Source organism: Pseudomonas sp. BE134, assembly GCF_031456105.1.
GTDB lineage: Bacteria > Pseudomonadota > Gammaproteobacteria > Pseudomonadales > Pseudomonadaceae > Aquipseudomonas.
The window spans coordinates 1-23,626 of record NZ_JAVDUA010000050.1 but is presented as its reverse complement, the minus strand read 5'-3'; the positions used below and the strand labels follow the sequence as shown (position 1 = coordinate 23,626).

The following is a 23,626-nucleotide window of genomic DNA, read 5'->3' as shown; positions in this document are numbered from 1 at the left end:
TGCCTATCGCGAAAGGCTAAAATCGGCCAATTTCTGCCATTGGGGACAGACAAAAAAAAGGCCAGTTTCTGACTGTCCCCACCGGCCGCTTAGGGCGTGAAGCTGCCTGTCAGCAAAGGCATAAATCGACCAAAAGCAGCCATTTAAAGCGCTCTACTTAAACATTGCACTCACTTGGGAAACAGCAGCGTATACGCCACCCGAAACCCCCAGCCCTCGGCGCCATTCTCCGGGCTGTCGACCCAATAGCGGGGACCAAATTGCAGGGTCATGGGCTGGTGGCCAACCTTGAACAACTGGGTCACAAAAAGGTTGATCGGCGCAGACCACTCCTTGGTCTGCCAGTCGTAGGTGGACTCGGTATTGATGCCGAAGGTGGTGTAGGTATGGGTGGTGTAGCTGAAGAAGGGTTGCAGGAAGGTCTGGTTGACCTTTTCCTTGTCATCGGGCGGGCTGTTTTCCAGCGACCAGATGTGATTGGCCAGAATGCCACGAGTCCAGCCGTCGTGTTGCTTGAGCAGGACCACCGTGGGGCCCAGCCCCCATTGTTCATTGCTGAGCAGTTTGTTGCTGCCGGTGGGCAGCAAAATGGCCGGCCCCACCCCCCATATCCAGCCGCTGGCGGTAGGCTGCTTGGGTGAAAAGAAGAAGCTCTGGGTGGTGTCACCAACACCCGACTTGTCGGCAATCCCGCCGGACACCAGGCCATGCTGGTCGATGATCGGCAGAATGGTGCGGGAAATCAGGTTCCATTCGTCGTTGATAGTGAAAGGCAGGACCGGCTGAATATTGGTAACAGCCTGAATGCCGTTGTTGGTGGGGCCAAGATTTTGGTTCCAGTTGTATTGAATCGGCAGGCTATACAGCGCAGCAACCGGGTTCAGGGACTGCTTGGCCAGTTCTGCCTGACTATCGGTCGCCATGGCAATTTCCGGCAAAACCGCTGCCAGGATCATGAACGGGGCCAGTGCAAAACCTTTGTTCATTTCCAGCTCCTTGCACAGGATTGAGAAAATGGACTACCGCGTTGTAAGGGAGAGCTGCCATTAAGTTGAGCGTAGTTCAGCTTCTTTTGAACTACGTTCAACTCGCCGAAGTGGGCTTGCTTCTTGCCAGCCCACTTAAATCAGGCGAACGGTAACTACTGCGCCGCGTTCTTGACCTGCTGCATTTTTTGATCGAAAAGCACCCGTTCCTCAGAAGTCAACTTCGGAGCCTCCAGTTTGATGGTTAGCTTGTCGAGCTGGCCGGTGAAGCGAAACGGTGGCAGATAGTCGTTGTCGTCCACCCCCATCCGGGTATCCACCCCGACGTCGAAGGTTTCGTCAACTGTGGCAATAAACGGGATGGTGTGCGGAATCGCTTTGCGGTCGACTTCCTTGCCGTCGACCGAGAGGATACCGGTACCACCTTTGCCGAAACCGGGACCGTCGTACTTGAAGTCAAATGCAACCGTATGTTTACCGGGTGTGAGCGCTGTCGGGCCTTCCCAGCGGAAGTGCTCAACGGCCAGAAGGTTGTAGGCAAAGATCGGTTTGCCCTTCAACAAGTAGAAGCCATAGCCACCGAAGCGTCCACCGAGCGTGTTGAGCATCCCCTCGGCGCCGCCCGCCGGAACTTCCACCTCGGCGGTGATGGAATAGGACTTGTTGAGGGTATTGGGGGCGCTGCTTTCGGGCAGGCCGGACAATTCCCCCGAGTAGGTGAAGACAGTCCGGCCGGCGGTCGCGTTTGGCCGCGGCGTGGTGACGCGCTGGAGAAAGTCGTTATCCAGCGGGAACACGTTGTATTTCGTCGCCTCCATCAGGAAAAGCTCTTTCATATCGCGCAGTTTGTCAGGCATTTTTGCGGCGAGGTCGTTGTTCTGCGAATAATCCTCCGCGACGTTGTAAAGCTCCCAATTATAGCCGTTGACGACGTCGGGCATCTTGCCCATGCCGAGAAGCCAGGGAGCCAGGGGTGGGGTTGTTGAGGCGATCCAGCCGTCGTGATAGATGGCCCGGTTGGCCAGCATTTCGAAATACTGGGTGGTGCGGGTGGACGGGGCGTTTGCACTTGCCTTATCCCAGGTGTAGGCCATGCTCACCCCTTCGATAGGCTTCTGGGCGATGCCATCCACCATCACCGGCGCCTGTATTTGCGTGGCTTCCAGGATTGTGGGAACGATGTCGATCACATGATGGAACTGTGTGCGGATGCCGCCGGTTTCCTTGATGCGGTCCGGCCATGAGATGGCCATTCCCTGCCGGGTACCACCGAAGTGCGATGCCACCTGTTTGGTCCACTTGAACGGAGTATCGAATGCCCAGGACCACGCCACCGCCATATGGGGCATTGTCTTGTCGGAGCCCCAGATATCGTAGTATTTCAACTGCTCCTCTACCGGAATGCTAATGCCTTCAAGCGCCGCCATATCGAATGGGGTGCCAGTGGTGGAACCCTCTGCGCTGGTGCCATTGTCGCCGCTGATGAAAATGATCAGCGTGTTGTCGAGCTTGCCCATATCCTCCACGGCCTGGATCACACGTCCGATCTCATGATCGGTGTACGCCACGTAGGCAGCGAACACTTCTGCCTGGCGAGCAAACAATTTCTTTTCGTCGGCGTTGAGCGTGTCCCACTTCGGTAGATCATCTGGCCATGGAGTGAGTTGGGTATTCGCCGGAATCACACCGAGCCGCTGCTGGTTCGCGAAGATTTGATCGCGCAGGGTGTTCCAACCCATATCGAACTTGCCTTTGTACTTTTCTATCCATTGCGGTGTCGGTTGATGCGGTGCGTGGGCACCGCCGGGGACGTAATAGACGAAAAAAGGCTTGTCAGGCGCGGCCGCGTTCAAGCCATTCATGTACTTGATGGCTTCGTCCGCCATGTCAGTGATGAGGTTGTAGTCAGGCTTCCCGACCCACGGTTCGATCTGGGTATGATCGCGAAAAAGAAAAGGGGTCCATTGATCGGACTCACCGCCCACGAATCCGTAGAAATACTCGAAGCCCATCCCGCTCGGCCATTGGTCATAGGGGCCGGCCAAGCTGTACTGGTAGCTGGGCGTGTTGTGATCCTTGCCGAACCACGACGTGGAATAGCCGTTATCCTGCAAGATCCTGCCGATCGTGGCACTGTTCTTATCAATGACCGAGTCGTAGCCAGGGAATCCAGTGGACTGCTCGGTGACCACGCCAAAGCCTACCGAGTGATGGTTGCGTCCGGTGATCAGAGCCGCTCGTGTGGGCGAGCAAAGTGCAGCGGAGTGGAACTGGGTGTAGCGCAATCCGGCCTTGGCAATCCGATCTATGGCCGGCGTGGGGATAACGCCGCCAAAGGTTCCGGGAACGCCATAACCCTGGTCATCGGTCATGATCAACAGCACGTTTGGTGCGCCCTTGGGCGGTACCACGGTCGGCGGCCAATAAGGCTTGGAATCTTTGACATCCATATTGATGACACCGCCGAACGGTGCCGACGGCGAGGGTAGATACTTCCCATCAATAGTCGTCGTCGCGGCGGGTGAGCCAGGTACGCCGCTGGTCTGGACTTGTGAGTAGGCAGAAAACGCAGTCACTAACACGGCGGCCACGAACATACTGCTCAGAAGGATGTGTTTTGATGCTTTCATGATTGCTACCTCTCAGTTCACCTTCTCGATGACATTGAGCTGGCATACAAGAGGTCAGAATCGCAGCTGGCTGAACGATCACTGGCTCGCATTTCTGACACCTTGTGTGTCGTTGGGAGCCCACTTGGGCGGTACGACGCGCAGCGGCCAACAGGGCTTGGAATCTTTTGCGCTCATGTTGATTACTCCACCAAACGCCGATGGCGGGGACGGAAGATACTTCCCGTCAACCGTGGTCGTTTCGCTGGGAGAACACAACATACCTGTTGTCTGCTGGGCCAGGACGGAAGGCGAACCCACCAGGAAGCCCGCGGCGAGCATGGTGTAAAGGAGGATGTATCGACTGGTCTTCATGCTGGCTCCTTTAGATCGCGTCTGATGATTGGCAGCTGACAAGCCGCTGCTGAACGATCAGTTCACCTTGTAGAAGCTACGCATTAGCTACCCGCCGTCCAAGGCAGATGCGACAGGTCCATAGAGCCGCTTTATCGGTGAATGGCACAGTCTCGGAGCTAATGTTCAACCGGTGGCCAGGATGATTGCCGAATCATGAAGCTATCGATGGAGATAGGGGGGCAACTTCAAATGTGGCCACTTAATATGAAGTAAGAAATAAGTTAAGCACGCAACTTAATCTTAAGTTGGCCGCTCGTCCGGAAAATATTGGTAATGTTTTGAGTGCAAACTAAACAATATAATTATTATTTCAAATAAGTGTATGCATTCGATACTTTCGTATTGAGTGATCAGGACGATAATCATTCGTGCAACCGAAGAGCCCAGCCTTCAGAGATCATTTTTTTGCCGGTTTTGTCCTTGCCCAATACATCCTCCGCTCGCCGGCAATCTTGAGGCTTGACGTTTCATGGCTATCATTGGTCAAACATTCGGGCTGCTCCGCGTGCTTAATCTTCATACCAAGGAAGTCCTGTGCGCAGTTTCCGTTACCTGGTTTCAGGCCTCTTGCTGACCCTTTTCTTTTCCGCTCAGATCCTTGCCGATACGGGCCAGCTTCCCGTACTGGCGGCTGCTGCGGACGGTTATGCCAAAGCCGGGGCCTGTGCCGGTTGCCATCAAAGACAAGCGGGCGCCTGGAAAAACTCGGATCATGACTGGGCCATGCGCGAGGCGTCCGAGACCAATGTTCTGGGCAACTTCAAGAACGCCCAGTTTGTCGATGGCGAGGTCAAGGCGCGGTTCTTTCGCCGCGATGGAAAGTTTTTCGTCAATACCGAAGGTCAAGACGGCAAACCCGCTGACTTCCTGATCAGCTACACCTTCGGCTATAAACCTTTGCAGCAATACCTAGTGAGCTTTCCCGGCGGACGCCTGCAAAGCCTGACCATCGCCTGGGACTCACGGGCAAAAAATGAAGGTGGTCAGCGCTGGTTCTCGTTGTATCCCGGTCAGTACTTCACCCCCGACGATGCCTTGCACTGGACCGGTCGCTACCAGAACTGGAATGCTATGTGCGCCGACTGCCACTCGTCTAACCTGCAAAAGAACTACGACGACAAAACCGACACCTTTTCCACTACCTGGCATGAACAAAACGTGGGGTGTCAGAGTTGTCACGGGCCGGCACAGGCTCATGTCGACTGGGCCAGCCAATCACAACAGTTAAACGTGAAAAAGGGCGATTACACCTCTTCCAGGGACATCGGCCTGAAAGTGGACTTCGCCGCTCTGGGCAGCAAAGGTCTGGTTGATCAATGTGCGCGCTGCCATAGTCGCCGGCAAACGTTAGGGGCGGGGGCGCAATCGGGCCTGCCGTTGCTCGACCATTCGCTGCCTTCGGTACTGCGCCCGGACCTTTACCACGCCGACGGACAATTACTGGGTGAGGACTATGAGTTTGGCTCCCTCAGCCAAAGCAAGATGTACGCGGCGGGCGTTGCCTGCACCCACTGCCATGACCCGCATACCACCAAAGTCAAAATCCAGGGCAATGGCCTGTGTGAGCAATGCCATACACCGACACCGCCCAAGCAGTTCCCCAGCTTGCAGGCCAAGAACTACGACACCTCCGAGCATCATCATCACGAACCGGGATCCGCCGGTGCGCAGTGCGTGAACTGCCATATGCCCGTGCACACTTACATGCAGATCGATCAGCGCCGGGATCACAGCATGCGGATTCCTCGCCCTGATCTTGACGAAAAGACCGGCAGTCCCGATGCCTGCACGATGTGCCACAAGGACCGCGAGCCAAGCTGGGCGGCGAAGGCCATAGACAGCTGGTCCGGAACGCCCCAACGGCCCGAACACTATGGCCAGGTCTTGCAAGCCGCACGACTGGGTAACAGTGACGCGTTGGTGCAACTTACGGGTTTGATCAAGGATCTCGGCAAACCGGCCATCGTGCGTGCAAGCGCTGCCGATCAACTTACCAACCTCGGAGAATCTGCGCTGCCAAGTCTGCGCTTAGCCCTCAAGGATGACAGCGCACTGGTGCGCGCCTATGCCATTGCCGGTTTCGCGCAATTGCCACCGGTCGAACGGGTGAACACTTTGCTGCCGCAAATGGATGATTCCGATCTGGCGGTTCGCGACGAAGCGGTACGGGCGTTGGTGAGCGTGCCAATTCTTGCGATACCTGCCGACAAGCAGACGATGTACCGCACGGCTAAGGCCGACTACGAAAAACGCTTGCGCGGTATCGCCGACCTGCCGGGCAATCGTCTGAACCTCGCGGTTTTTCTGGAGCGAGACGGTCGACAGTTCGAAGCTTTGGAGCATTACCGTATTGCGTTAAAACTAGATGCGTATTTCGCCCCGGCGCGGGTCAATCTGGTAACTCTGTTCAACGATCTAATGCGTCCTCAAGACGCTGAACGGGCGCTACGCGAGGGCATAGCATTGCCTGATTCGCCGGTGGCTGATCGTGGCAACCTGGCCTATATGCTGGCCTTGTTACTGGTGGAGCAGGGCCACGCGCACGAAGCAGCGCATTGGCTGGACGAAGCGGGCAGGGCTCTACCCAACAACCCGCGAGTACGTTACAACCAGGGGCTGTTGTTGCTCCAGCTCAACCAACGCGAGACTGCTCGTGCCGTCCTTGAAGCCGGGTTGACGCAAGCCCCGGATGACGCAGACCTGCTATACGCAATGGTTTACCTGTATGGCACCGTCGGCGACCGCGCCAATGCAAAGAAATACGGAAAACGCCTGCAAAAGGCTGCGCCGGATGATCCCCGATTGGCGCAATTGCAACAACTATTGGATGGCTATCAGTAGTGTGGTTTTGTGAAGTGGAATGTCTGCTTTTGGCCGATTTCAGCCTGTCGTGAAGGGCAGAAGTCAGCCCAAAACGGAACTCGGCGACTATGGGGGCGACGCCGCAAAGCCGATATTCAGGGCTGATGGACTAGGCGGGAATGGTGAAAGGCAGCAATACAGTAAATCGGGCCTTTACCCGAGCCACCAAGGCGAACATACAAGTCAGTTTCGGGGGGCAAAGAAAGCCTGCAACCCTGGAGAGAGTCCGTCAGATTCGCGCGGGCCAGGCGCTGCATAGCTTCCAGTATTCGGCTTGATCGCCTGTAAGCCCACCAGCAGTTCGGCTTGCCGTACGGCGCAACTGACTCCGTCGAGCACCGGTACATCAATGGAGGGTTGCAGCCGCTCGGGCACGCCCGCCATGACCGCACCGGTCAGCACGATAACCTCGGCGCCATCGCGCTCCACCAGATCACGCGCAGCAGCGATAGCCAGCGCGTCGGCTTCACTCTGGTCGCCGGCAGCATACGGCGCGCTGCTTTCAACGGCGCGCCAACCCGCGACGCGGGACGTCAGGCCGTAACTGGCGATCAATTCTTGGTAAACCGGCAGCACACGCCGGCCCCAAACCAGTACGCCGATGCGTCCGCCCAGCATGCAGGCGGTGAGCAAAGCTGCCTCAGTAATTCCGACCACGGGAATGTTAAGCATCTCGCGTGCCGCGGCCAGGGCGACGTCGTAGGACACGGCGATGACCACGGCATCACAGCCAGAAGCATGTGCGGCCAACAGGTCGATGGTCGCATGGCTGGCGATGGCTAACTCGGTGCGGGTGGTGATGATGCGCGCTCCGAAATCTGCTGTAACTGGCACGATCTCGGTGTCCCTGTTGGCCGTTGCGCGCGCAGCCGAGGCTACCTTGTCTGTAACAAAGCTGGAGGTGTTGGCATTGAGAAGAAGAAGGCGCATAGCTTGATACTCACAGGAAGGCTTGTTCCAGCGACAACTCACTGGCGGGACGCGGGGCAATATTCAGACTGGCCTCTATGTGCTCAAGGTCAAGCACCATTAGAGCGGCCATGTGTGCGTAGGAGCGGCGCAGTCACACGCCTACATCCATTAAAGTGCGCCGCGCTTCGGAGCGGGCGCCCGAACCCTTGCGCTGCTCCAGCCAGCGCACCAGGTTGGCCAGGCTGAGGTTGATCAGCAGGTAGAACACCGCTACCACGGAATAGATTTCCAATGGTGCAAAGGTCACGGACACCGCGATCTGCCCCGAGCGCATCAGCTCGGCAATGGAGATGGTCGAGATCAACGAGGTGGACTTCACCAGACTGATCATCTCGTTGGCCAGCGGGGGCAGAACCAGCGTCGCCGCCTGCGGCAGTTCGATGCGAATCAGCGTCTGCCAGTAGCTCATGCCCAGCGAGCGTGCCGCTTGGACATGGGCGCGCGGCACGGCCTCGAAGCCGGCCCGGAAGATTTCTGCAAGATAGGCGCCGGCGTTGATGCCCAGACCCAGAACGCCGGCGACAGGCGCCGACATCTTGATGCCCAACGACGGCAGCGCGTAGTAGAGGATGAAGAGCTGCAACAGCAGCGGTGTGCCGCGGATGAAGTCGACATAGGCGCGCACCAGCCAGTGCATGGCACGCAGGCGGGACAGGCTGAGCACGGCAGCGCACACCCCGATGACCAGACCCAAGGCCAAGCCACCAACGGTGTAGAGCACGGTCATCCACAGCCCATGCAGAAGATCGGGCAGGTAGGTGAGGATCAGTTGAAAGTCATACATATCAAAGGACCTTGGATAAAAAAGCCTGCGCACGCTCATGGCGCGGCGCCGAGAAGAACTGCTCCGGCGGAGCCACTTCCATCACGATGCCTTCGTCCATGAAGACGACGCGGTCAGCCACTTCGCGGGCAAACGACATCTCATGTGTGACCAGCACCATGGTCATGCCATCCACTGCCAGACCCTTGATCACGTCCAGCACATCGCGCACCGTTTCCGGGTCGAGTGCCGACGTGACTTCGTCCAGCAGCAGCACCTTGGGCTGCATCGCCAAGGACCGCGCAATGGCGACCCGCTGCTGTTGCCCGCCCGACAGGGTCATCGGCATCGCATCCTGCTTGGCCAGCAGACCCACGCGGTCCAGCAGTTTGCGGGCGATGGCTATCGCTTCATCGCGCTTCGTGCCGCGCACCAGCATGGGCGCTTCAATGATGTTCTCCAGCACCGTCTTGTGCGGCCACAGATTGAACTGCTGGAAAACCATGCCGATCTCGGCCCGCTGGCGGTTCACGTCGGCCTCGGCGCGGCGCAGCAGCTTGCCGCCCGGCCCTTCGACGTAGCCCAGTCGCTCGCCATCGACCAACACCTCACCCGAGCTGGGCGCCTCCAGGAAATTGAGGCAACGCAGCACGGTGCTCTTGCCCGAGCCGCTGGGACCGATGAGTGTCACCACCTCGCTGGCAGCGACGTCCAGGTTGATGCCCTTGAGAATGGTGTGTTCACCATAGCGCTTCGTGAGTTGGCGCACGGACACCATGGGCCGTACGGCGGCAGTGTCCTGGTTCATTGCTGGCTCCAGCTGTCGGGCAGCGGGCCGGTGGGCGCACCCAGCCATTTCTGCTGCACTGCGGCAAGCGTGCCATCGGCCTTGGCCTCCATCAGGATCTTGTTGATTGCGGCCAGTAGCGCCGGGTCTTCCTTGCGAATGGCGACACCGAAGTAAGACTTGTCGCCCAAGCCGTCGATGATCTTGAAGGTGCCCGGTTTTTGCACCATGTAGCCGCCCATGATGGGGCGCGGCAGCATGACCACATCGATGTTCTTGTTGCTCAGTTCCACGAACACCGAGGGAAAATCGTCATAGGTCTTGACCGTTGGGGCAGGCAGATTCGTGGCAGTCAATCGGGTGGCGAAGCCCTTGGCGAAGTCCACCGTGTTAGTACCCAACAGGACACCGATGGTCTTGCCGGCCAAGTCGTCGGGTGTCTTGATGGCAGCATTGCCTGCCAGCGCGGCTGCGACCAGCGAGGCATCGCCATACGGCGTCGAGAAGTTAACGCGCTCGGACCTCGCCTTGGTCGCGGTCATCCCGCTCATGATCATGTCGAAGCGCTTGCTCAGCAGCGCCGGGATGATGCCGGGCCAAGGGGTTTCGATCATTTCCAGTTTGACGCCCAGTTTTTTGGCGATGAGCGCGTTCAGGTCGGCGTCTTGTCCGATGATCTTGCCGCCCGGTTCGGCCGACAAAATGGCACCGGTGCCACCAGCTTCAACACCAACCATCAAGACACCCCGTTGCTTCACCTCGTCCAGGGTGTCGGCGCTGGCCATTGCCGTGCCGAGGCAGACGATAAGGCCCATGAGCAGGTTTCTTGTATTCAAGTTTGAGACTCCTTAGGGCATAAATCAGAATTGGTTTGGGCTGCCAACAGCTTTCTTTGTATTCAATTGGTTAAGTGTTGTGTTCAATCAATGTGCATCATCGTCGAGGGCCAGGAAACGCACCTTGCGCATCAACACCGGCGCCCGTGAATTCACTGAAATGTTCATCCTTCACCTCGGCAAACAGGCGGCCCCATGCGCGTGCCGGCGCGTAGTCGATGCCCATGAGAGACAGCGCATGCCAGACACCGACTGAAACCGAATCGAACATCGGGATGCCCAGTTCTGCCTCGAGCGCAGGTATCACCGGCGCCGCTGGGAAGTTGGTGCATAGAGTCAGCACCGCGTCGGGCTGGTGCGACGCGGCCTCCCGGACCATAGCTGCGATTCGCTCGGCCGGGATCGACGCGAACGAGAGGTTGTCCTTCAGTTGCGCATGGCACTCGGCGATCACATCGAAGCCTGCCTTGCGGTAAGCGGCGATTATCCCGCGCTGATAGTCGCCGTCGTAAGGCGAGACAATCGCCAGGCGCATCAGCTTGCGGCGGCGCAACAGCGAGTCGAGCGCCAGTATCGACGTCGTCGTCGGAATGCCGGTCTCGGCCTCGGCGCGCGCCACGAAGTCGCGGTCGTGCTGCACGCCGATTTTCACGCCCTTACTGCCGCTCCAGAGCAGCACTTCAGGCTTGGCATGTGCCAGCAAACGCGCAGCTGTGAGCATATCGTCCGTTGCGTAGCTTTGCGGAAACGGATCAGAGTTACCGAAGACCGGAGTGCGTGAAAACAGTGGCGTCACGCCCGGGAACGTCTGCAGGATTGCCATGGTCACCCGCTCGACCACGGTGTTGCCGGAGGGTGTGATCACGCCAATGAAGCGTGGGTCGGCGGTGAATACGTTATCTAGGTTCGTTGTCATGATCAGATCGCCACTTTCTTGCTGTAGTCGATCATCATCGCGGCAACGAACATCGCGACGCCTGCACTGGCCATGAACATCAGCGCGCCGAAGTAGGACCCGCCACTCGCCTGCACGATCACGCCGATGATGACTGGAACACCGATGCCCGCGATCTGGCCCGAGAGGTTCATCGTGCCGCCCACGAAACCCGCGCGCTCACGGCCACCGAGGATGGCCGGCAGCGACCAGAACAAACCGAACCAGCGCAGGAAAAACAACGCGCAGCAAAGCAGAACGACGGCAACGATCGGGTCGGATACGTAGGCGACCGCGAAGATCGATAGCGTGGCTATTACCGACGCGATGCCGAACATCGTCCGATACACCCGGGTTGTACTGGCGCCGCGCGCCTTCCACCGGTCCGAGATCCAGCCGGCGACCATCTCGCCGACGAAGCCTGACATGTAGATCAGGAAGCTTGCGCCGCCCATCGTCTTGATGTTGAAGCCGTAGCTCGCCAGCAAATAACTCGGAAGCCAGGCGATGAAGCCAGTGAACATCACCGAGAAGCCCATCCAGCCCAAGCACATGCCCCAGATCGAGCGGTGGCGGAAGAAATTAAGAACGTGGCCGCCTTGCGAAGGCGTCGCCTTGGCGTCTTCGGCCTGGTGCGCGTCTTCAATATAATCGGCTTCAGCGTCGTTGACGTCTGGATGCTCGCGCGGCGTATTGCGGATGTAGTACCAGCACCATGCGCCGGCGATGATCGTGCCCACCCCAGCGATCACGAACGCCATTCGCCAGGAACCGAGCGAGGCGATCAGCCAGGCGATGAGGATGGAACCGAGGGCGGCGCCCAGCGGCGCGCCCCCGTCGAGCAAGGTAGCGCCGCGACCGCGCTCGGTGCTCGTCAGCCACATCGCATTGAGCTTGGCGCCAGCCGGATAGAGAGGCGCTTCCGCCGCGCCAAGTCCCAGACGCGTGATCAGGAGTGTGATGAAAGACGTCGAACCCGCCGCGATGGCTTGGAAGAAACCCCAGATCACCGTCGAGGCTGCAATCATCAGCCGTGGCTTGAACCGGTCGGCAAGCATGCCGCTAGGGATCTGCATCAGCGCGTAGGTCCAGAAGAACGAACTCAACAGCAGACCTTGCTCCGTCGGTGAGAGGCTGAACTCCTTGGCGATGATCGGCATCGCGACCGACAGCGAAGCCCGGTCAATGTAGTTCACAGCCATCAGGAAAAGGATCGCCAGAAAGATCTTCCAGCGGACTTGCGTCTTGCTTTGCAGCGGCACGATAGCAGCGGTGGAATAGCTCATATCAGCTCCTGGAATGACGAAAAAATTGCTAGGGGTTAAGGCATGGACAAAATGGCCTCCTCGCAAGCAAGCCCACTCACACAAACGCATCGCGCTCCACCACTACTTCCGAAGAGGTGATTAGCGAGCGATTTTTTTTGTTTTACTCGTTGGGGCGAACAGGGTTTTCAGGTCAACGTGTTCGGTCTTGGGTTCGACCAGCAGCAACTGAGATTCCAGGTCTACGAGGTGCTGAAGCATGGCGTTGGCGAACTGTGTTTTGTCGTGTTCCAGCAAGTCGATCAAGTCGCCATGACAGGAATGCGAGCAGACTTCGCTGTGGGGCCGCTCGTAGATGGCAGTGATCAGCGCCGAACGGGCCATGAGGTCACGGAGCATTTCGTGCAGCACCGAGTTGCCGTACAGCTCAGCCAGCAGCACATGAAAATCATGGGAAGTGCGCAGCTCTTCGCAGCGGTCATCGAGCTCCTCTGCACAGGTTTCCTTGCGCACGTGTTCACGCAGCCGCTCGATACCCGCCGCGTCAATGCACCTGACTACCTGCGCTGCCAAGGCGACTTCGATCACTTTTCGGGCGTCGAACACTTCACGCGCTTCGTTCGGAGTTGGCTTGGCGACAAAGGCCCCGCGATTGGGCTCCAGGGTCACGACCTTATCTCGGGACAGGGCCTGCAATACCAGACGCGTCGTGCCCCGACTGGCCCCAAAGGCTTCGGCCAATTGCTCTTCGGTCAGCTTGGCCCCCGGTAGCAGGCGCTGCTCACTGATGGCGCGGAAGATCTCTTGGTACATGCGATCCGACGCCGAGGTGTCACTCAGTGTGGTGCTCTTTTTACCGTTTGCTTCACGGGTTGCGCGAGGCTTGGATTGGCGATTCAGCATGGCAAACTCCATAAGCGGTATCGAGGCGGTAGGGCGGAGTTTTGCGCTCTACAGCTCGATCTATATCTTCGCTATTGCACGGAGTGAGCCAAGTTTTAGAAGCCCCGATAATCCCCTTGTAAATCAAAAAGTTGCTAGCACAATCGGCGTGCTTTGACGATCAACACCCGCGCAGATTGTTGATCTTAAATGACGCATCGTGAACCATTTAAGTGCAATCGCTAACGATTTATATCGGATTGTTAACGATTTATAAGCGACCCGTTTGGCGGTCGGGCCTGTCGCCAAGGGTGTCGCCTTGCAGCAAATACACTGCTATCAGCATCAACACAGAGATCCCGTGCGGCGACGCGGGTACACAGGCCCGGCGGGAGGAACCCACCAACCAGGAATTCTGACGTGGTAGCGAGGCTGGCTCAGAATTCTGGGTCCTATGTACGAATTTCATTCAGAAAATTGGCGCCTCCTTTTTTTGCTGTTTATCAGTTCAGACGAGATAAGTGAGCTGTTTATTTCGTCAAATTGGCTCACGTTTCTTTGGCATACAACGTGCTTTGAATAAGCCGGCATGAAGAGCGATTTGCACGTTGCTTGCAATAGCTTATGCGTAGGCTCACTAGGGTTCCGATCGCTTGAAAAAGTGGTGACTGGTCCGAGAGTAAGCCGGCCTCGCAAGAGGCTCCACGGAGGGATAAAAGCCCGGGAGAACGTCATGCGATTGTTTTTTCTGCGCCTTTTATTCATCACTGGAGCTTCAACATGCGCATTGCTGATCGCTGGTTTGAGACCAAACGTATTGACGACCGAATTACGTTGTTGTGGGAGCCCCATGTCGCTCGGGTCGAACAATGCAATATGTGGCATGTTCGTGGTCGCGACAGCGACCTGTTGGTCGATGCGGGGATGGGCATCAGCAGTTTGAAATCGGCGATGTCGGAGCTGTTGAACAAACCGCTTATCGCTGTAGCAACCCATAGCCACATGGATCATGTCGGCAGCTTGCACGAGTTTGAACACCGACTGGCGCACCCGTTGGAGGCGCATCAACTGGCCAACCCATCGGACTATCCCGTGCTCTGCAGTTGTCATTGGCCGGGCACGATGCGCGCTGATATTGAAGCGCAAGGTTATGAGGTGCCCGATATCTTGATCGATGCTTATCCTCATGAGGGGTTTGACCCATTCGCCTTTCGTACCCGTGGCGCTCAAGCGACGCGGCTAATTGATGAAGGTGATGTGGTTGATTTAGGCGACACGGCGTTCGAGGTGTTACATCTCCCTGGCCATTCCCCTGGCAGCATTGGTCTTTGGGAAAAAAGTAGCGGCACCTTGTTTTCCGGCGATGCCATCTACGATGGTCCGCTTCTGGACAAGATTGAGGGGGCGAACCTGGCTGACTATCAACGCACGATGCAGCGCTTGAGACATCTTCCCGTCGAAGTTGTGCACGGAGGTCATGATCCAAGCTTTGGTCGAGCACGGATGCTTGAACTTACCGACCACTACTCGCGCAATAGCAGGCAGGGCTGATCACCACTACTGGAGCCGCATCAGTCTGCGGCTCCAGAACTCCCATGTTTCGCGGGGCTCTCTGTTTGTCAGGACCCGAATCAAACGGTATGGGTGCGCGTCAGTTGCTCAAGCAATTCCAGGTCGGTGTTCATCCCCGAGGTTTGCCGAATGCGCGAGAGGATGGTGCGTTTCAGTGCAACGAAGTCGGCGCTCAATTTCATGTCTTGATGGCGTTCGGCAGGCAGTGGCACCTCGTAGATTGAATCGATGCGACCGGGGCGGGGCGCCATTAGCACCACGCGGCCACCGAGGTAGATGGCTTCCTCCACGTCATGGGTCACGAAGAGGATGGTGCTTTTTTCCAGGCGATGCACGTGGCGAATCAGGTCGTGCATCACTTCGCGAGTCTGCGCATCGAGGGCACCGAAGGGCTCGTCCATCAACAGGATCTGCGGTTTGGGCATCAGTGCCCGGGCGATCGCCACACGCTGCTGCATGCCGCCAGAGAGTTGATTGGGATAGGCATCGCAAAACGCCGACAGGCCCATCAGGTTGATCAGCGCATCGGCGCGGCCGCTGGCCAGTTCAATATCGCCTTCGTTGCGTACGGTGTCGGAGACCACTTTCAGTTGGCGACAGAATTTGATGTTCTGGCTCACCGTCAGCCAGGGGTAAAGACTGTAGTGCTGAAAGACCATGGCTCGGTCGATGCCTGGGCGGTCGACCACATGCTCATCTACCAGTATCTGCCCGCTGCTGTGTTGTTCCAGGCCACCAATGCTTCGAAGCAAGGTGGACTTGCCGCAGCCTGAGGCCCCGACGAAGGTGATGAATTCGTTGGGGGCGATATCCAGACTCACGTCCTGCAGGGCTTGCACCGACTGCCCACGGGTCTGGAAAACCTTGCTGACCTGTTGAATGCGGATTTTTGTATCTGTCATGGGGATTACCTCTTCAACCAGGGGAAGGCTGCACGGCCGAGCCAGCGAAATGCCTGGTCGGTGAGCAGACCGATGAGGCCGATCAGCAGGATGCCAGCAAAAATCTTGTCGGTTTGCATGTAGCGCTGCGCCTTCAGGATCGCGAAACCCAGACCTGAACTGGAGGCCACCAGCTCCGCGACCACCAGGTAGGTCCAGGCCCAGCCGCAGGTTATACGCAGGGTGTCGAGCAAGGCTGGGCGGGCGGAAGGGAGGATCACCAATTTGATGACTTCACCACGGGTCGCGCCCATCGTTTGCGCCGCTTCGATCTGTGCCATGGGCACCCGGCGTACGTCTTCGGCCACCATCAACACCAGTTGAAAGAAGGTACCGATGAAGATGATCGCGATCTTGGAGCCTTCGTCGATACCGACCCAGAGCATCACAAGGGGAATGAAGGCGGCGGCGGGCATGTAGCGAAAGAAGTCCGTCAACGGTTCGAGCACCGCCTGTACGGGGCGGTAGGTGCCGATGTACAGGCCCAGGGGCAGGGCGAGCAACGCCGAGGCCAAAAAGCCGCCCATGACCCTGCACACGCTAATGCCTATATCGCCCAGCAGCCCGTCATCGCGCCACCAGAGAATGAGGCGGGACAGCACGGCATCGGGACCGGGGACGAACATCGGATTGGCCAGGCCCAGAACGGTGTACCCCCACCACAGCAGCAGCGGCACCAGCAAACCGATCACGGCAAGGCTGGCGGTAGTAGTGCGTGACAGTTCGCCGCGGATCATCCACCAACGGCTGCGTACGCGGGCCTTGCGGGGTGGACTAATGGGGGCGGGTAGCGGTTGGTGAACGCTCATAGGGAATTCCCGTGCAGTGAGAGTCTGTAAAAGGGTTCAGTCCAGCGAGCCAAGACGCCGTCTCAGGCCAACATCCCGGGTCTGAGCCTGGTCATACATGGTGCGGTAATACGGCATCAGCGATTGCGCATGGACCTGGGTGACCGAATGCTGCGCGGCGAGCGTGCGGCCCAGTTCGCGGATTTCGTGGCGCAGGGTGCGCACGTCTATTCCCGGGAATTCACCATTGGCGTATACCACCCGACCATTCACCACGGTGTAACGCACGCTGTGGCCGTCCTCGCAATAGATCAGTTGGCGGGTCAGGTCGTTGAGCGGGGTGAATGCCCAGGTGTCCATATCCAGCAGGATCACGTCGGCGCGGGCGCCGGGTGTCAGCTGCCCGATCTGGCCCTCGCGGCGCAAGGCGCGTGCTCCCCCACGAGTCATGCAGTGAAGGATTTCCCGGGCCTGGGGCCATTGCTGGAAATCGCTGCGGTCCAGGGTATGAATCAGTGCCGCGGTCTTACCGGCGAACCATAGGTTGGCGGTGTCGTCGGAGCACAACTCATCGGTGCCCAGCGCAATCGGTACCCCCGCGTCGCGCAACGCTCGGAAGGGCATGACGCCGCTGCCCAGGCGCAGGTTGCAGACTGGATTGTGTGCCACCACGCAACCGGACTGAGCGAGCAGGGCAATATCGGCAGGGTCGACCCAGATGGCGTGGATGATCTGGCAGCGTTCGTCCAGCACCTCACATTCATGTAGTAATTGCACCAGCGACTGACCGTATTTTTCTTCGCCCAAAACGCGTTGCAGTTTGGTTTCCAATACATGGATGTTGAAGGGCAGGTCCAACCGCCGACTCAGCCTGCTCAACGCCTGGAGGTAATTCGGCGTGACCCGCTGAGGCGCCGAACAGGACACCGCGACAGCCAGGCGGCCATCCTCTTGACCATGCCAGCGGTCGATCAGGTAATCGTAGAGCGCCAACAACTCTTCGTCGCTCTGACGCGGTGCCTCGCGCATGCTCTGACGCAGGTCTTCAGGCAGCAGGTCGTGGAGGAACGGGTACTTTTCATACTCCACCACGTTGGGTTGATCGATAGCGACGGTGGCACGGATACCGGCATCACGGTAGGCGCGCATCAGCACGTCAAGGCTTTGCTCGGTCACCCGGGGCACGTGGTAGGCGTCATCGTGAACGCAGGTGATGCCCAGTTGCAGCATTTCCAGGGCGGCCAGCAAGGTGCGCAAATAAGCCATGCGCTCGCCGTCGCCGGCCGTGGCCAACGGTGGAACTTCGTAAAGCATGAACAGCTCAAGTGGCAGGCTGTCGAGCTGGCCTTTAAGCAAGTTGCCGGGGGAGTGGAAGTGCGCATTGATCAGCCCGGGCATCGCCAGCATGCCTTTGGCTTCGATCACTTGCGCGCCCGCAGGCACCTGAGCGTCCAGGTGCGGGCCGATGGCTGCAATGCATCCGTCGATGATCAGCAGGTCCGCTTCTTCGTGCTCTGTGCCGGCATCGTCCAGGCACAGCAGGCGAGCTTGTCGGATATGAATCGCCGTTGAACCAGGCATGCGCGTCTCACTTCATCTGATTGTTCGATGCGGGGTACAACGCAAAAGGCAGGCCAATTGGCGGGGGCCAGCAGTGAATCGTGTGCAGGCCGCTCTGGCTGGAGGGTTGGTGCTGTTTGAGCGGTCAATAGATTGTTAACAATCACTAGATTCCATCGTTAACGATTGCACCAAAATAGTTAGCAATGCGCTATTACGGGTCGACTCCGTACTGGCTGCGTTGAGTGGCACGCTCTCAAGAAATTGCACAACTGCTTGTTTCCATGAGGGTTAACAGGCAAAAGCCAAAGTTGGCCCGCTCCCTGCTAACAACCCCATAAGACTTCTCAACCGCAGAGCCGAGCCGCCGACATGCGTATCCAGATCATCAACCCCAATACAACCAGTACCTTCACCGAACGGCTGGCTCTCAGCGCGCAGGCCATCGTGGCACCGGGTACCGAAGTGTTTGCGACTCAGCCGCTGTTGGGCACGCCCTCGATTGAAAGCCACACCGACGAAGCCTGGGCCACGCTAGGAGTCATCGCTCAGGTGCAGGCCGGTGAAGCGAGCGGGGTGGATGCTTATGTGGTGGCTTGCTTTGGCGACACCGGGGTCGCCGCTGCCCGTGAAATGTCGCGCGGGCCGGTGGTAGGCATGACCGAAGCGGCGCTGTTCAGTGCCTGCCTGGTGGCGGCCACTTTCAGCATTATCACCTTGCCGCCGCGAACCCTGATTCACGCCCGTCGTGTCCTCCACGAATGTGGCATGCATCAGCGTTGCGCCGGGCTGCGTGCCATCGACGTGCTGGTCGATGACTGCTGCGAAGAAGACAACGCCGCGCTTTTCACAGCCCTGCTCGATGAAGCGCGCATTGCCCTGCGCGAAGATCACAGCGAGGCGCTGGTTCTGGGCTGCGCCGGCCTGAGCGAAATGGTCGAGCCGCTACAGCGCGCTTTAGGCGTGCCAGTGATCGACGGCGTCAACGCCGCAGTGAAAATGGCCGAGGGATTAGTAAGCCTGGGGCTCAAGACCAGCAAGAAGAACAGTTTCGACTTCCCCCCGCGCGACCTGCGTGGGCAATGGCCGGCACTGTTTGCCTGAGCCGTGTGCCGAACGTTTTTTATGGATTGCAGGAGCGCGTCATGTTGAAACACCCGCAACGCTACGCCTATACCCCGATCACCCGTGAAAACCCGCGCACCTGGCCCGATGGCAAGCGTCTGGCGGTGTACTTCGTGATGGGGGTGGAAGAATACGACTTCGGTTCCGGGCTCACCGAGAATCTAATGCCGGGAATGCCCAATCCTGATTTTGCCAATACCTCTTGGCGCGACTATGGCAATCGTGTCGGAGCTTTACGCCTGCAACAACGGTTTGCCGAGTTCGACGTGCCGCTCTCGGTGCTACTCAATACCGAGGTGTACAACCATTCCCCAGGGCTGGTCGAACAGTTGCATGCCGCCGGCTGCGAACTGATCGGCCATGGCCTGAGCAACTCCGATACTTTGGCAGGTCGCGGGCGGGCTGATGAACGCGACTATCTGGGCGCAGTAGCGCGCCGAATCGAACAGCACACGGGCCACGCACCGTTGGGTTGGTCGAGCCCCTGGCTGAGCCAGAACACCCATACCGTGGACCTGTTGGCTGAATGCGGTTATGGCTACGTGCTGGACCTGGGCATGGACGATCGGGCGGTTTGGCTGGACAGCGAGCACGGTCCTTTTCTGCACATCCCGTACGCCCTGGAGCTCAATGACAGCTCGACCATCATCGGGCGGCAGGCCTCTGCCAGCGATTTCTGCCAGATGATCATTGACCAGTTTGACGAACTCCTTGGCGCGTCCGCCGATCAGCCGCTGGTCATGTCGGTGGTGGTGCACTCGTTCATCAGCGGACAGCCGTTCCGCCTGCGCCAGTTGACCCGCGCACTCCAGCATATCTGCGCCCACCGCGACGGTATCTGGCTGACCACGCCTGACCGAATCCATGACTGCATTCAAGCCGAACCTGGCCTGGCCTGTTAAATCCAATGTTTTGGAGCGCCCCCATGACTTCATCTCCCGCCCGGCGGCCGCGACACCCCACACAGGCCGACAATACCAGCAAGATTAAAAGCCCTGCTGGGGAACGCATGTACCTGGAGATTTTCAACGCCATTAGTGAGCAACGCCTGCAGCCGGGCACAAAGCTGACAGAAGAAGCCCTGGCCGAAGCGTTCGGCACCAGCCGTGGTGCAACCCGGCTGGTGCTTCAGGCCTTGGCGCGGGACAAGGTGGTCACCCTTGAGCCAAACCGCGGCGCTTTTGTTGCCAAGCCCTCGCCGGCAGAGGCACGCGAGGTGTTCGATGCGCGCAAGGTGGTCGAGGTGGCCTTGGCCGCTCGGGTAGTGGAATGCATTGACGCCGGCGGGATCGCCCGTTTGCGCGAACACATCGAGAAGGAAACGCTGGCCGAACAGGCCGCAGATCGCTCAGCCGAGCTGCGCACCTCTCACGATTTTCACGTACTGCTGGCGCAACTCTATGGCAACTCAGTACTGCATGAACTGGTGCGTGACCTGATGGCGCGTTCGGCCTTGATTACGGCGATCTATGAACATCCCCATAGCGAGGCGTGCTCGCACTCGTGCCATGGCGAGCTAGTGGACCTTCTGGAAGGGGACAAGGCGCAATTTGCCCAGGCCATGCTGGCGCACCTGGAAGACCTGGAATCGCAGTTAGTGTTGATCGAGCCCAAAACTACACAAGTTGACATCAAGACCCTGTTTGCCGACATCGCCAAGTGACACTTAAACAGCAGGCCACGGGTGTGGCCCGCATCCCATGATCCATCGTAAAGGAATGACTCCATGACGCTTCCGTTTGCTGTTCGTTCGCTGCGCAATGCTGTAATGAATGCTTGCCTGATAGGCGCTGTCGGCCTATTCCCGATCGCGGCCCAGGCCGTTGAAAAATTGCGTATCGGAACGGTGGTCTGGGTGGGCCAGGCGCCTTTTTATGTGGCAGACAAACTGGACCTGTTCAAGGCCCATGGCTTGAAGGTGGATTTTCAGATGTTCAGCGACCCCACCATGGTTCCGACCGCCATGGTCGGCAATGCACTGGATGGCGGCACACTGACCTATGATCAGGTGATCAGCGCGGTGGCGCGTGGCATCCCGCACAAGGTGGTCATGCCGATCGACTTCTCCAATGGGGGGGACGCGATTGTTGCCGACCAGTCGATCAAGACGGTCAATGACTTCAAGGGCAAGAAAGTCGGTTTCAGCCCCCTGTCTACCTCCGACTTCCTGTTGGCCTATGCACTCAAAAGTCACGGCCTGAGCTACAAGGACATTGTGCCGGTGAGCATGACTCCGGAGAACGTACCCAGCGCCATGGCCTCCGGCAGTTTGCCGATTGGCGTGACGTACGAACCCAACGTTTCCCAAGCTGTGGGCATGCCGGGAAACAAGTTTCATGTGGTGTACTCATCCAAGGAAGCCCCTGGTCTGATCACTGACGTGCTGGTGTTTGACGAGAGTGTTATCGCAAAGCGCCCGGCTGCCATCAAGGCCTTGATGCAAGGCTACCTGGATGGCCTTGCCTACATCGAGACCCACCCGGACGAGTCGGCGGTGATCATCGCCAAGGTGCTGGGTGTCAGCCCTGAAGAGGCCAAGGAGCAGCTCAAGACGGTGTACAACATCAAGTTGCCGGAAATGGCGAAAAACTTTGAGAAGACCGACGCCACCACGTCGTTCTATGGCAGTGGTGAGCTGATTGCGCAACTGCTCAAGGCAAATGGACAGATCACTGACATTCCAGACTTCGGAACTACCTTCGACACTCGGTTTATTAACGAACTGACTCACTGATCCGAGTTGCCGGAGTAGGGTGTTTTGCAGTTGCCTGCCCCGGCGGCGTCGCTTCGACCAACCCGCTGAAAGATTTAGCCAATCTGTTGCATCGACCGGTTGAATCCACAGTCGTTTTATGCCTGTCGCGAGCGGCTGAAATCGACCCAAAGCTGACCATCGGCTTTGCGCCGTTGCCGTCAGCCAATGATGATCGTGCCGATGGCAATCACCGCGCATGCCAGCATCTTTCGGACAGTCAGTGTCTCGCCCAAGAAAAAATATCCGATCAATACCGCGAACAACACGCTGGTTTCGCGCAATGCCGATACCGCTCCCATGGGCGCGGCGGACATCGCGTAGATAACGATTCCATAGGCCAGAAGTGAAACCAGACCTCCGATGAAGGCCGTCATGAATCCGGGTCGGAAGGTAAATAAACTCTTCGTGTCGCGCACGCTGACATACACCAACGGCATCAAGACGCCCCACAAGGCGCACATCCATACCGTGTATGCCATCGGTGCGCCGGACAGGCGGACGCCAATACCATCCGTCACGCTATAAGCCGCGATGAAACAACCGGTACCCAGGGCGTAAGGCAGACTGGGAACGGCCAGCTTGCGCCCTCTAAAGGCCAGCGAGATGATGCCGCCTGACACCAGTAAAATGCCAATCATCGCGACTGCCCCGACCGTTTCACCGGCAAAAACCGAAGCGGCGAGGGTAATCAGGATAGGCGAGGAGCCCCGCGAGATAGGGTAAGTTTGCCCAAGGTCTCCAACCTTGTAACTGCGCACCAGGAACAAGTTGTAGCCGACGTGCAGGACCGCCGAAAGTACTGCGTAGAACCAGCTGGCTTGGGCCGGAGCCTCCAAAAACAAGGCTATTGCGACGCTGGCAATCGCTACAGCCACGCACATGATCGTCATCGACCAAAGTCTGTCGGCGCCACCGCGCAACGCGGCATTCCAGCTGGCATGCAAGAGCGCTGCGAAAAGTACGAGCAAGATGATGTGATAGGGCATGCGCCATCCTAAGCAATTGGGCACCTTGACTAAAGTAAAGCGAAGTCCTCGCATTACTTAATGAGTAATTCCTCATGCTTCATCGATATCCTTTTTCGGATCGTTCCTCGGCGAGCGTCCAGAATTGCACGCTTTATGAATGAAAACTCATAATAGTGCACCTTCAGTAGACCGCATTTCTCTTGGCCCCTTGGCGTGGCAGCACAGCAGTTCTGTGATTGGTTGCGTGACGCTGCGCACAGTATTGGCGGCGACGGCCTGGAGTGATTAGATGTGGGCTTTCGGCCGAAATCGGGCGCGCAGCCATGGCTGCGATCGACTCAAAGCAGGCGCCCATTGCAGGTCGTTTATGGCCGAGGCTATCCCGTCGCTTTGTCCAAGAAGGACCATCGTCTGGTCATCGGTGAAGCGCTTGAATCCGTTGACGTGCTCTGTGCTCTCATCCAACAGGGCACGTCTTTGTTTCTGACTAGTCGCTCAATATCCGAGCATTAGAAGAAGCCCAGCGGATTGATGTCGTAGCTCACCAGCAGGTTTTTGGTCTGCTGATAGTGGTCGAGCATCATTTTGTGGGTTTCACGGCCGA

Annotated in this window: 21 protein-coding genes and 1 riboswitch; of the genes, 6 read left to right on the top strand and 15 right to left on the bottom strand. The window is 58.1% G+C overall.

Features of this window, described 5'->3' with window-relative positions:
* Nucleotides 1-170 precede the first annotated feature (170 nt).
* The 3 genes from J2Y56_RS27700 to J2Y56_RS27690 all read right to left on the bottom strand — a co-directional run bounded on the left by J2Y56_RS27700 (nt 171) and on the right by J2Y56_RS27690 (nt 3,970).
* The gene (locus J2Y56_RS27700) at nt 171-956 is read right to left on the bottom strand and encodes a transporter (protein ID WP_310353974.1); all 786 of its coding nucleotides are present in this window, start codon (nt 954-956) and stop codon (nt 171-173) included.
* Between the two features lie 185 nt (nt 957-1,141).
* Complete coding sequence (locus J2Y56_RS27695; RefSeq protein WP_310353971.1) at nt 1,142-3,616, bottom strand: arylsulfatase; 2,475 nt, start codon at nt 3,614-3,616, stop codon at nt 1,142-1,144.
* Between the two features lie 78 nt (nt 3,617-3,694).
* Entirely contained in the window at nt 3,695-3,970 is a 276-nt protein-coding gene (locus tag J2Y56_RS27690; protein ID WP_310353969.1) for a hypothetical protein, read from the bottom strand.
* Nucleotides 3,971-4,546: 576 nt separating this feature from the next.
* Between J2Y56_RS27690 and J2Y56_RS27685 the strand changes: the two genes are divergently transcribed.
* A complete protein-coding gene (locus tag J2Y56_RS27685; protein WP_310353967.1) occupies nt 4,547-6,853 on the top strand; it encodes a multiheme c-type cytochrome in 2,307 nt (768 codons plus the stop codon).
* A gap of 204 nt (nt 6,854-7,057) precedes the next feature.
* Here the strand turns inward: J2Y56_RS27685 and J2Y56_RS27680 are convergent, their stop codons facing one another.
* The 7 genes from J2Y56_RS27680 to J2Y56_RS27650 all read right to left on the bottom strand — a co-directional run bounded on the left by J2Y56_RS27680 (nt 7,058) and on the right by J2Y56_RS27650 (nt 13,334).
* A complete protein-coding gene (locus J2Y56_RS27680; RefSeq protein WP_310339281.1) occupies nt 7,058-7,804 on the bottom strand; it encodes an aspartate/glutamate racemase family protein in 747 nt (248 codons plus the stop codon).
* A gap of 133 nt (nt 7,805-7,937) precedes the next feature.
* Nucleotides 7,938-8,630, bottom strand: a complete 693-nt coding sequence (locus J2Y56_RS27675; RefSeq protein ID WP_310339279.1) for an amino acid ABC transporter permease — start codon at nt 8,628-8,630, stop codon at nt 7,938-7,940.
* Between the two features lies 1 nt (nt 8,631).
* The gene (locus tag J2Y56_RS27670; protein ID WP_405046891.1) at nt 8,632-9,417 is read right to left on the bottom strand and encodes an amino acid ABC transporter ATP-binding protein; all 786 of its coding nucleotides are present in this window, start codon (nt 9,415-9,417) and stop codon (nt 8,632-8,634) included.
* A complete protein-coding gene (locus J2Y56_RS27665; RefSeq protein WP_310353964.1) occupies nt 9,414-10,232 on the bottom strand; it encodes a transporter substrate-binding domain-containing protein in 819 nt (272 codons plus the stop codon). Before J2Y56_RS27665 ends, J2Y56_RS27670 begins: the two co-directional genes overlap by 4 nt.
* A gap of 97 nt (nt 10,233-10,329) precedes the next feature.
* A complete protein-coding gene (locus J2Y56_RS27660; protein ID WP_310339276.1) occupies nt 10,330-11,148 on the bottom strand; it encodes an Asp/Glu/hydantoin racemase in 819 nt (272 codons plus the stop codon).
* A 2-nt stretch (nt 11,149-11,150) separates the two neighbouring features.
* The gene (locus J2Y56_RS27655; RefSeq protein ID WP_310339274.1) at nt 11,151-12,452 is read right to left on the bottom strand and encodes an MFS transporter; all 1,302 of its coding nucleotides are present in this window, start codon (nt 12,450-12,452) and stop codon (nt 11,151-11,153) included.
* A gap of 120 nt (nt 12,453-12,572) precedes the next feature.
* Nucleotides 12,573-13,334 (bottom strand): GntR family transcriptional regulator, encoded by a 762-nt coding sequence (locus J2Y56_RS27650; RefSeq protein WP_310339272.1) that lies wholly within the window; start codon nt 13,332-13,334, stop codon nt 12,573-12,575.
* A 605-nt stretch (nt 13,335-13,939) separates the two neighbouring features.
* Nucleotides 13,940-14,042: riboswitch (guanidine-I (ykkC/yxkD leader) on the top strand.
* Nucleotides 14,043-14,093: 51 nt separating this feature from the next.
* Between J2Y56_RS27650 and J2Y56_RS27645 the strand changes: the two genes are divergently transcribed.
* On the top strand, nt 14,094-14,864 hold the full coding sequence (locus J2Y56_RS27645; protein WP_310339269.1) for an MBL fold metallo-hydrolase: 771 nt from the start codon (nt 14,094-14,096) through the stop codon (nt 14,862-14,864).
* Between the two features lie 80 nt (nt 14,865-14,944).
* Here the strand turns inward: J2Y56_RS27645 and J2Y56_RS27640 are convergent, their stop codons facing one another.
* From J2Y56_RS27640 to J2Y56_RS27630, 3 genes are read right to left on the bottom strand one after another with little or no spacing between them, the layout of a single operon-like run.
* Nucleotides 14,945-15,787, bottom strand: coding sequence for an ABC transporter ATP-binding protein (locus J2Y56_RS27640; protein WP_310339267.1), 843 nt, complete (start codon nt 15,785-15,787; stop codon nt 14,945-14,947).
* 5 nt (nt 15,788-15,792) lie between these two features.
* Nucleotides 15,793-16,635: an ABC transporter permease subunit gene (locus J2Y56_RS27635; RefSeq protein WP_310353960.1), complete on the bottom strand. Its 843-nt coding sequence runs from the start codon at nt 16,633-16,635 to the stop codon at nt 15,793-15,795.
* 36 nt (nt 16,636-16,671) lie between these two features.
* Nucleotides 16,672-18,195, bottom strand: coding sequence for an amidohydrolase family protein (locus J2Y56_RS27630; RefSeq protein WP_310353958.1), 1,524 nt, complete (start codon nt 18,193-18,195; stop codon nt 16,672-16,674).
* Between the two features lie 351 nt (nt 18,196-18,546).
* On the opposite strand from J2Y56_RS27630, the gene J2Y56_RS27625 reads away from it, so the two are divergent.
* The 4 genes from J2Y56_RS27625 to J2Y56_RS27610 all read left to right on the top strand — a co-directional run bounded on the left by J2Y56_RS27625 (nt 18,547) and on the right by J2Y56_RS27610 (nt 22,033).
* Nucleotides 18,547-19,278 (top strand): aspartate/glutamate racemase family protein, encoded by a 732-nt coding sequence (locus tag J2Y56_RS27625; protein ID WP_310339257.1) that lies wholly within the window; start codon nt 18,547-18,549, stop codon nt 19,276-19,278.
* A 41-nt stretch (nt 19,279-19,319) separates the two neighbouring features.
* Complete coding sequence (locus J2Y56_RS27620; protein ID WP_310353956.1) at nt 19,320-20,201, top strand: polysaccharide deacetylase family protein; 882 nt, start codon at nt 19,320-19,322, stop codon at nt 20,199-20,201.
* A gap of 23 nt (nt 20,202-20,224) precedes the next feature.
* Nucleotides 20,225-20,962, top strand: a complete 738-nt coding sequence (locus tag J2Y56_RS27615; protein WP_310339252.1) for a GntR family transcriptional regulator — start codon at nt 20,225-20,227, stop codon at nt 20,960-20,962.
* A 63-nt stretch (nt 20,963-21,025) separates the two neighbouring features.
* A complete protein-coding gene (locus J2Y56_RS27610; protein WP_310353952.1) occupies nt 21,026-22,033 on the top strand; it encodes an ABC transporter substrate-binding protein in 1,008 nt (335 codons plus the stop codon).
* 179 nt (nt 22,034-22,212) lie between these two features.
* Here J2Y56_RS27610 and J2Y56_RS27605 read toward each other — a convergent pair whose 3' ends face one another.
* A complete protein-coding gene (locus tag J2Y56_RS27605) occupies nt 22,213-23,040 on the bottom strand; it encodes a DMT family transporter (RefSeq protein WP_150782814.1) in 828 nt (275 codons plus the stop codon).
* Nucleotides 23,041-23,531: 491 nt separating this feature from the next.
* Nucleotides 23,532-23,626: hypothetical protein (locus J2Y56_RS27600; protein WP_230393244.1), on the bottom strand; the 95-nt coding region annotated here is incomplete at its 5' end.

Bases quoted from the DNA above. Each gene is read 5' to 3' on its own strand.
- J2Y56_RS27700 (WP_310353974.1), bottom strand. From the start codon at position 956: ATGATCCTGGCAGCGGTTTTGCCGGAAATTGCCATGGCGACCGATAGT.
- J2Y56_RS27695 (WP_310353971.1), bottom strand. From the start codon at position 3,616: ATGAAAGCATCAAAACACATCCTTCTGAGCAGTATGTTCGTGGCCGCC.
- J2Y56_RS27690 (WP_310353969.1), bottom strand. From the start codon at position 3,970: ATGAAGACCAGTCGATACATCCTCCTTTACACCATGCTCGCCGCGGGC.
- J2Y56_RS27680 (WP_310339281.1), bottom strand. From the start codon at position 7,804: ATGCGCCTTCTTCTTCTCAATGCCAACACCTCCAGCTTTGTTACAGAC.
- J2Y56_RS27675 (WP_310339279.1), bottom strand. From the start codon at position 8,630: ATGTATGACTTTCAACTGATCCTCACCTACCTGCCCGATCTTCTGCAT.
- J2Y56_RS27670 (WP_405046891.1), bottom strand. From the start codon at position 9,417: ATGAACCAGGACACTGCCGCCGTACGGCCCATGGTGTCCGTGCGCCAA.
- J2Y56_RS27660 (WP_310339276.1), bottom strand. From the start codon at position 11,148: ATGACAACGAACCTAGATAACGTATTCACCGCCGACCCACGCTTCATT.
- J2Y56_RS27655 (WP_310339274.1), bottom strand. From the start codon at position 12,452: ATGAGCTATTCCACCGCTGCTATCGTGCCGCTGCAAAGCAAGACGCAA.
- J2Y56_RS27650 (WP_310339272.1), bottom strand. From the start codon at position 13,334: ATGCTGAATCGCCAATCCAAGCCTCGCGCAACCCGTGAAGCAAACGGT.
- J2Y56_RS27645 (WP_310339269.1), top strand. From the start codon at position 14,094: ATGCGCATTGCTGATCGCTGGTTTGAGACCAAACGTATTGACGACCGA.
- J2Y56_RS27640 (WP_310339267.1), bottom strand. From the start codon at position 15,787: ATGACAGATACAAAAATCCGCATTCAACAGGTCAGCAAGGTTTTCCAG.
- J2Y56_RS27635 (WP_310353960.1), bottom strand. From the start codon at position 16,635: ATGAGCGTTCACCAACCGCTACCCGCCCCCATTAGTCCACCCCGCAAG.
- J2Y56_RS27630 (WP_310353958.1), bottom strand. From the start codon at position 18,195: ATGCCTGGTTCAACGGCGATTCATATCCGACAAGCTCGCCTGCTGTGC.
- J2Y56_RS27625 (WP_310339257.1), top strand. From the start codon at position 18,547: ATGCGTATCCAGATCATCAACCCCAATACAACCAGTACCTTCACCGAA.
- J2Y56_RS27620 (WP_310353956.1), top strand. From the start codon at position 19,320: ATGTTGAAACACCCGCAACGCTACGCCTATACCCCGATCACCCGTGAA.
- J2Y56_RS27615 (WP_310339252.1), top strand. From the start codon at position 20,225: ATGACTTCATCTCCCGCCCGGCGGCCGCGACACCCCACACAGGCCGAC.
- J2Y56_RS27610 (WP_310353952.1), top strand. From the start codon at position 21,026: ATGACGCTTCCGTTTGCTGTTCGTTCGCTGCGCAATGCTGTAATGAAT.
- J2Y56_RS27605 (WP_150782814.1), bottom strand. From the start codon at position 23,040: ATGCCCTATCACATCATCTTGCTCGTACTTTTCGCAGCGCTCTTGCAT.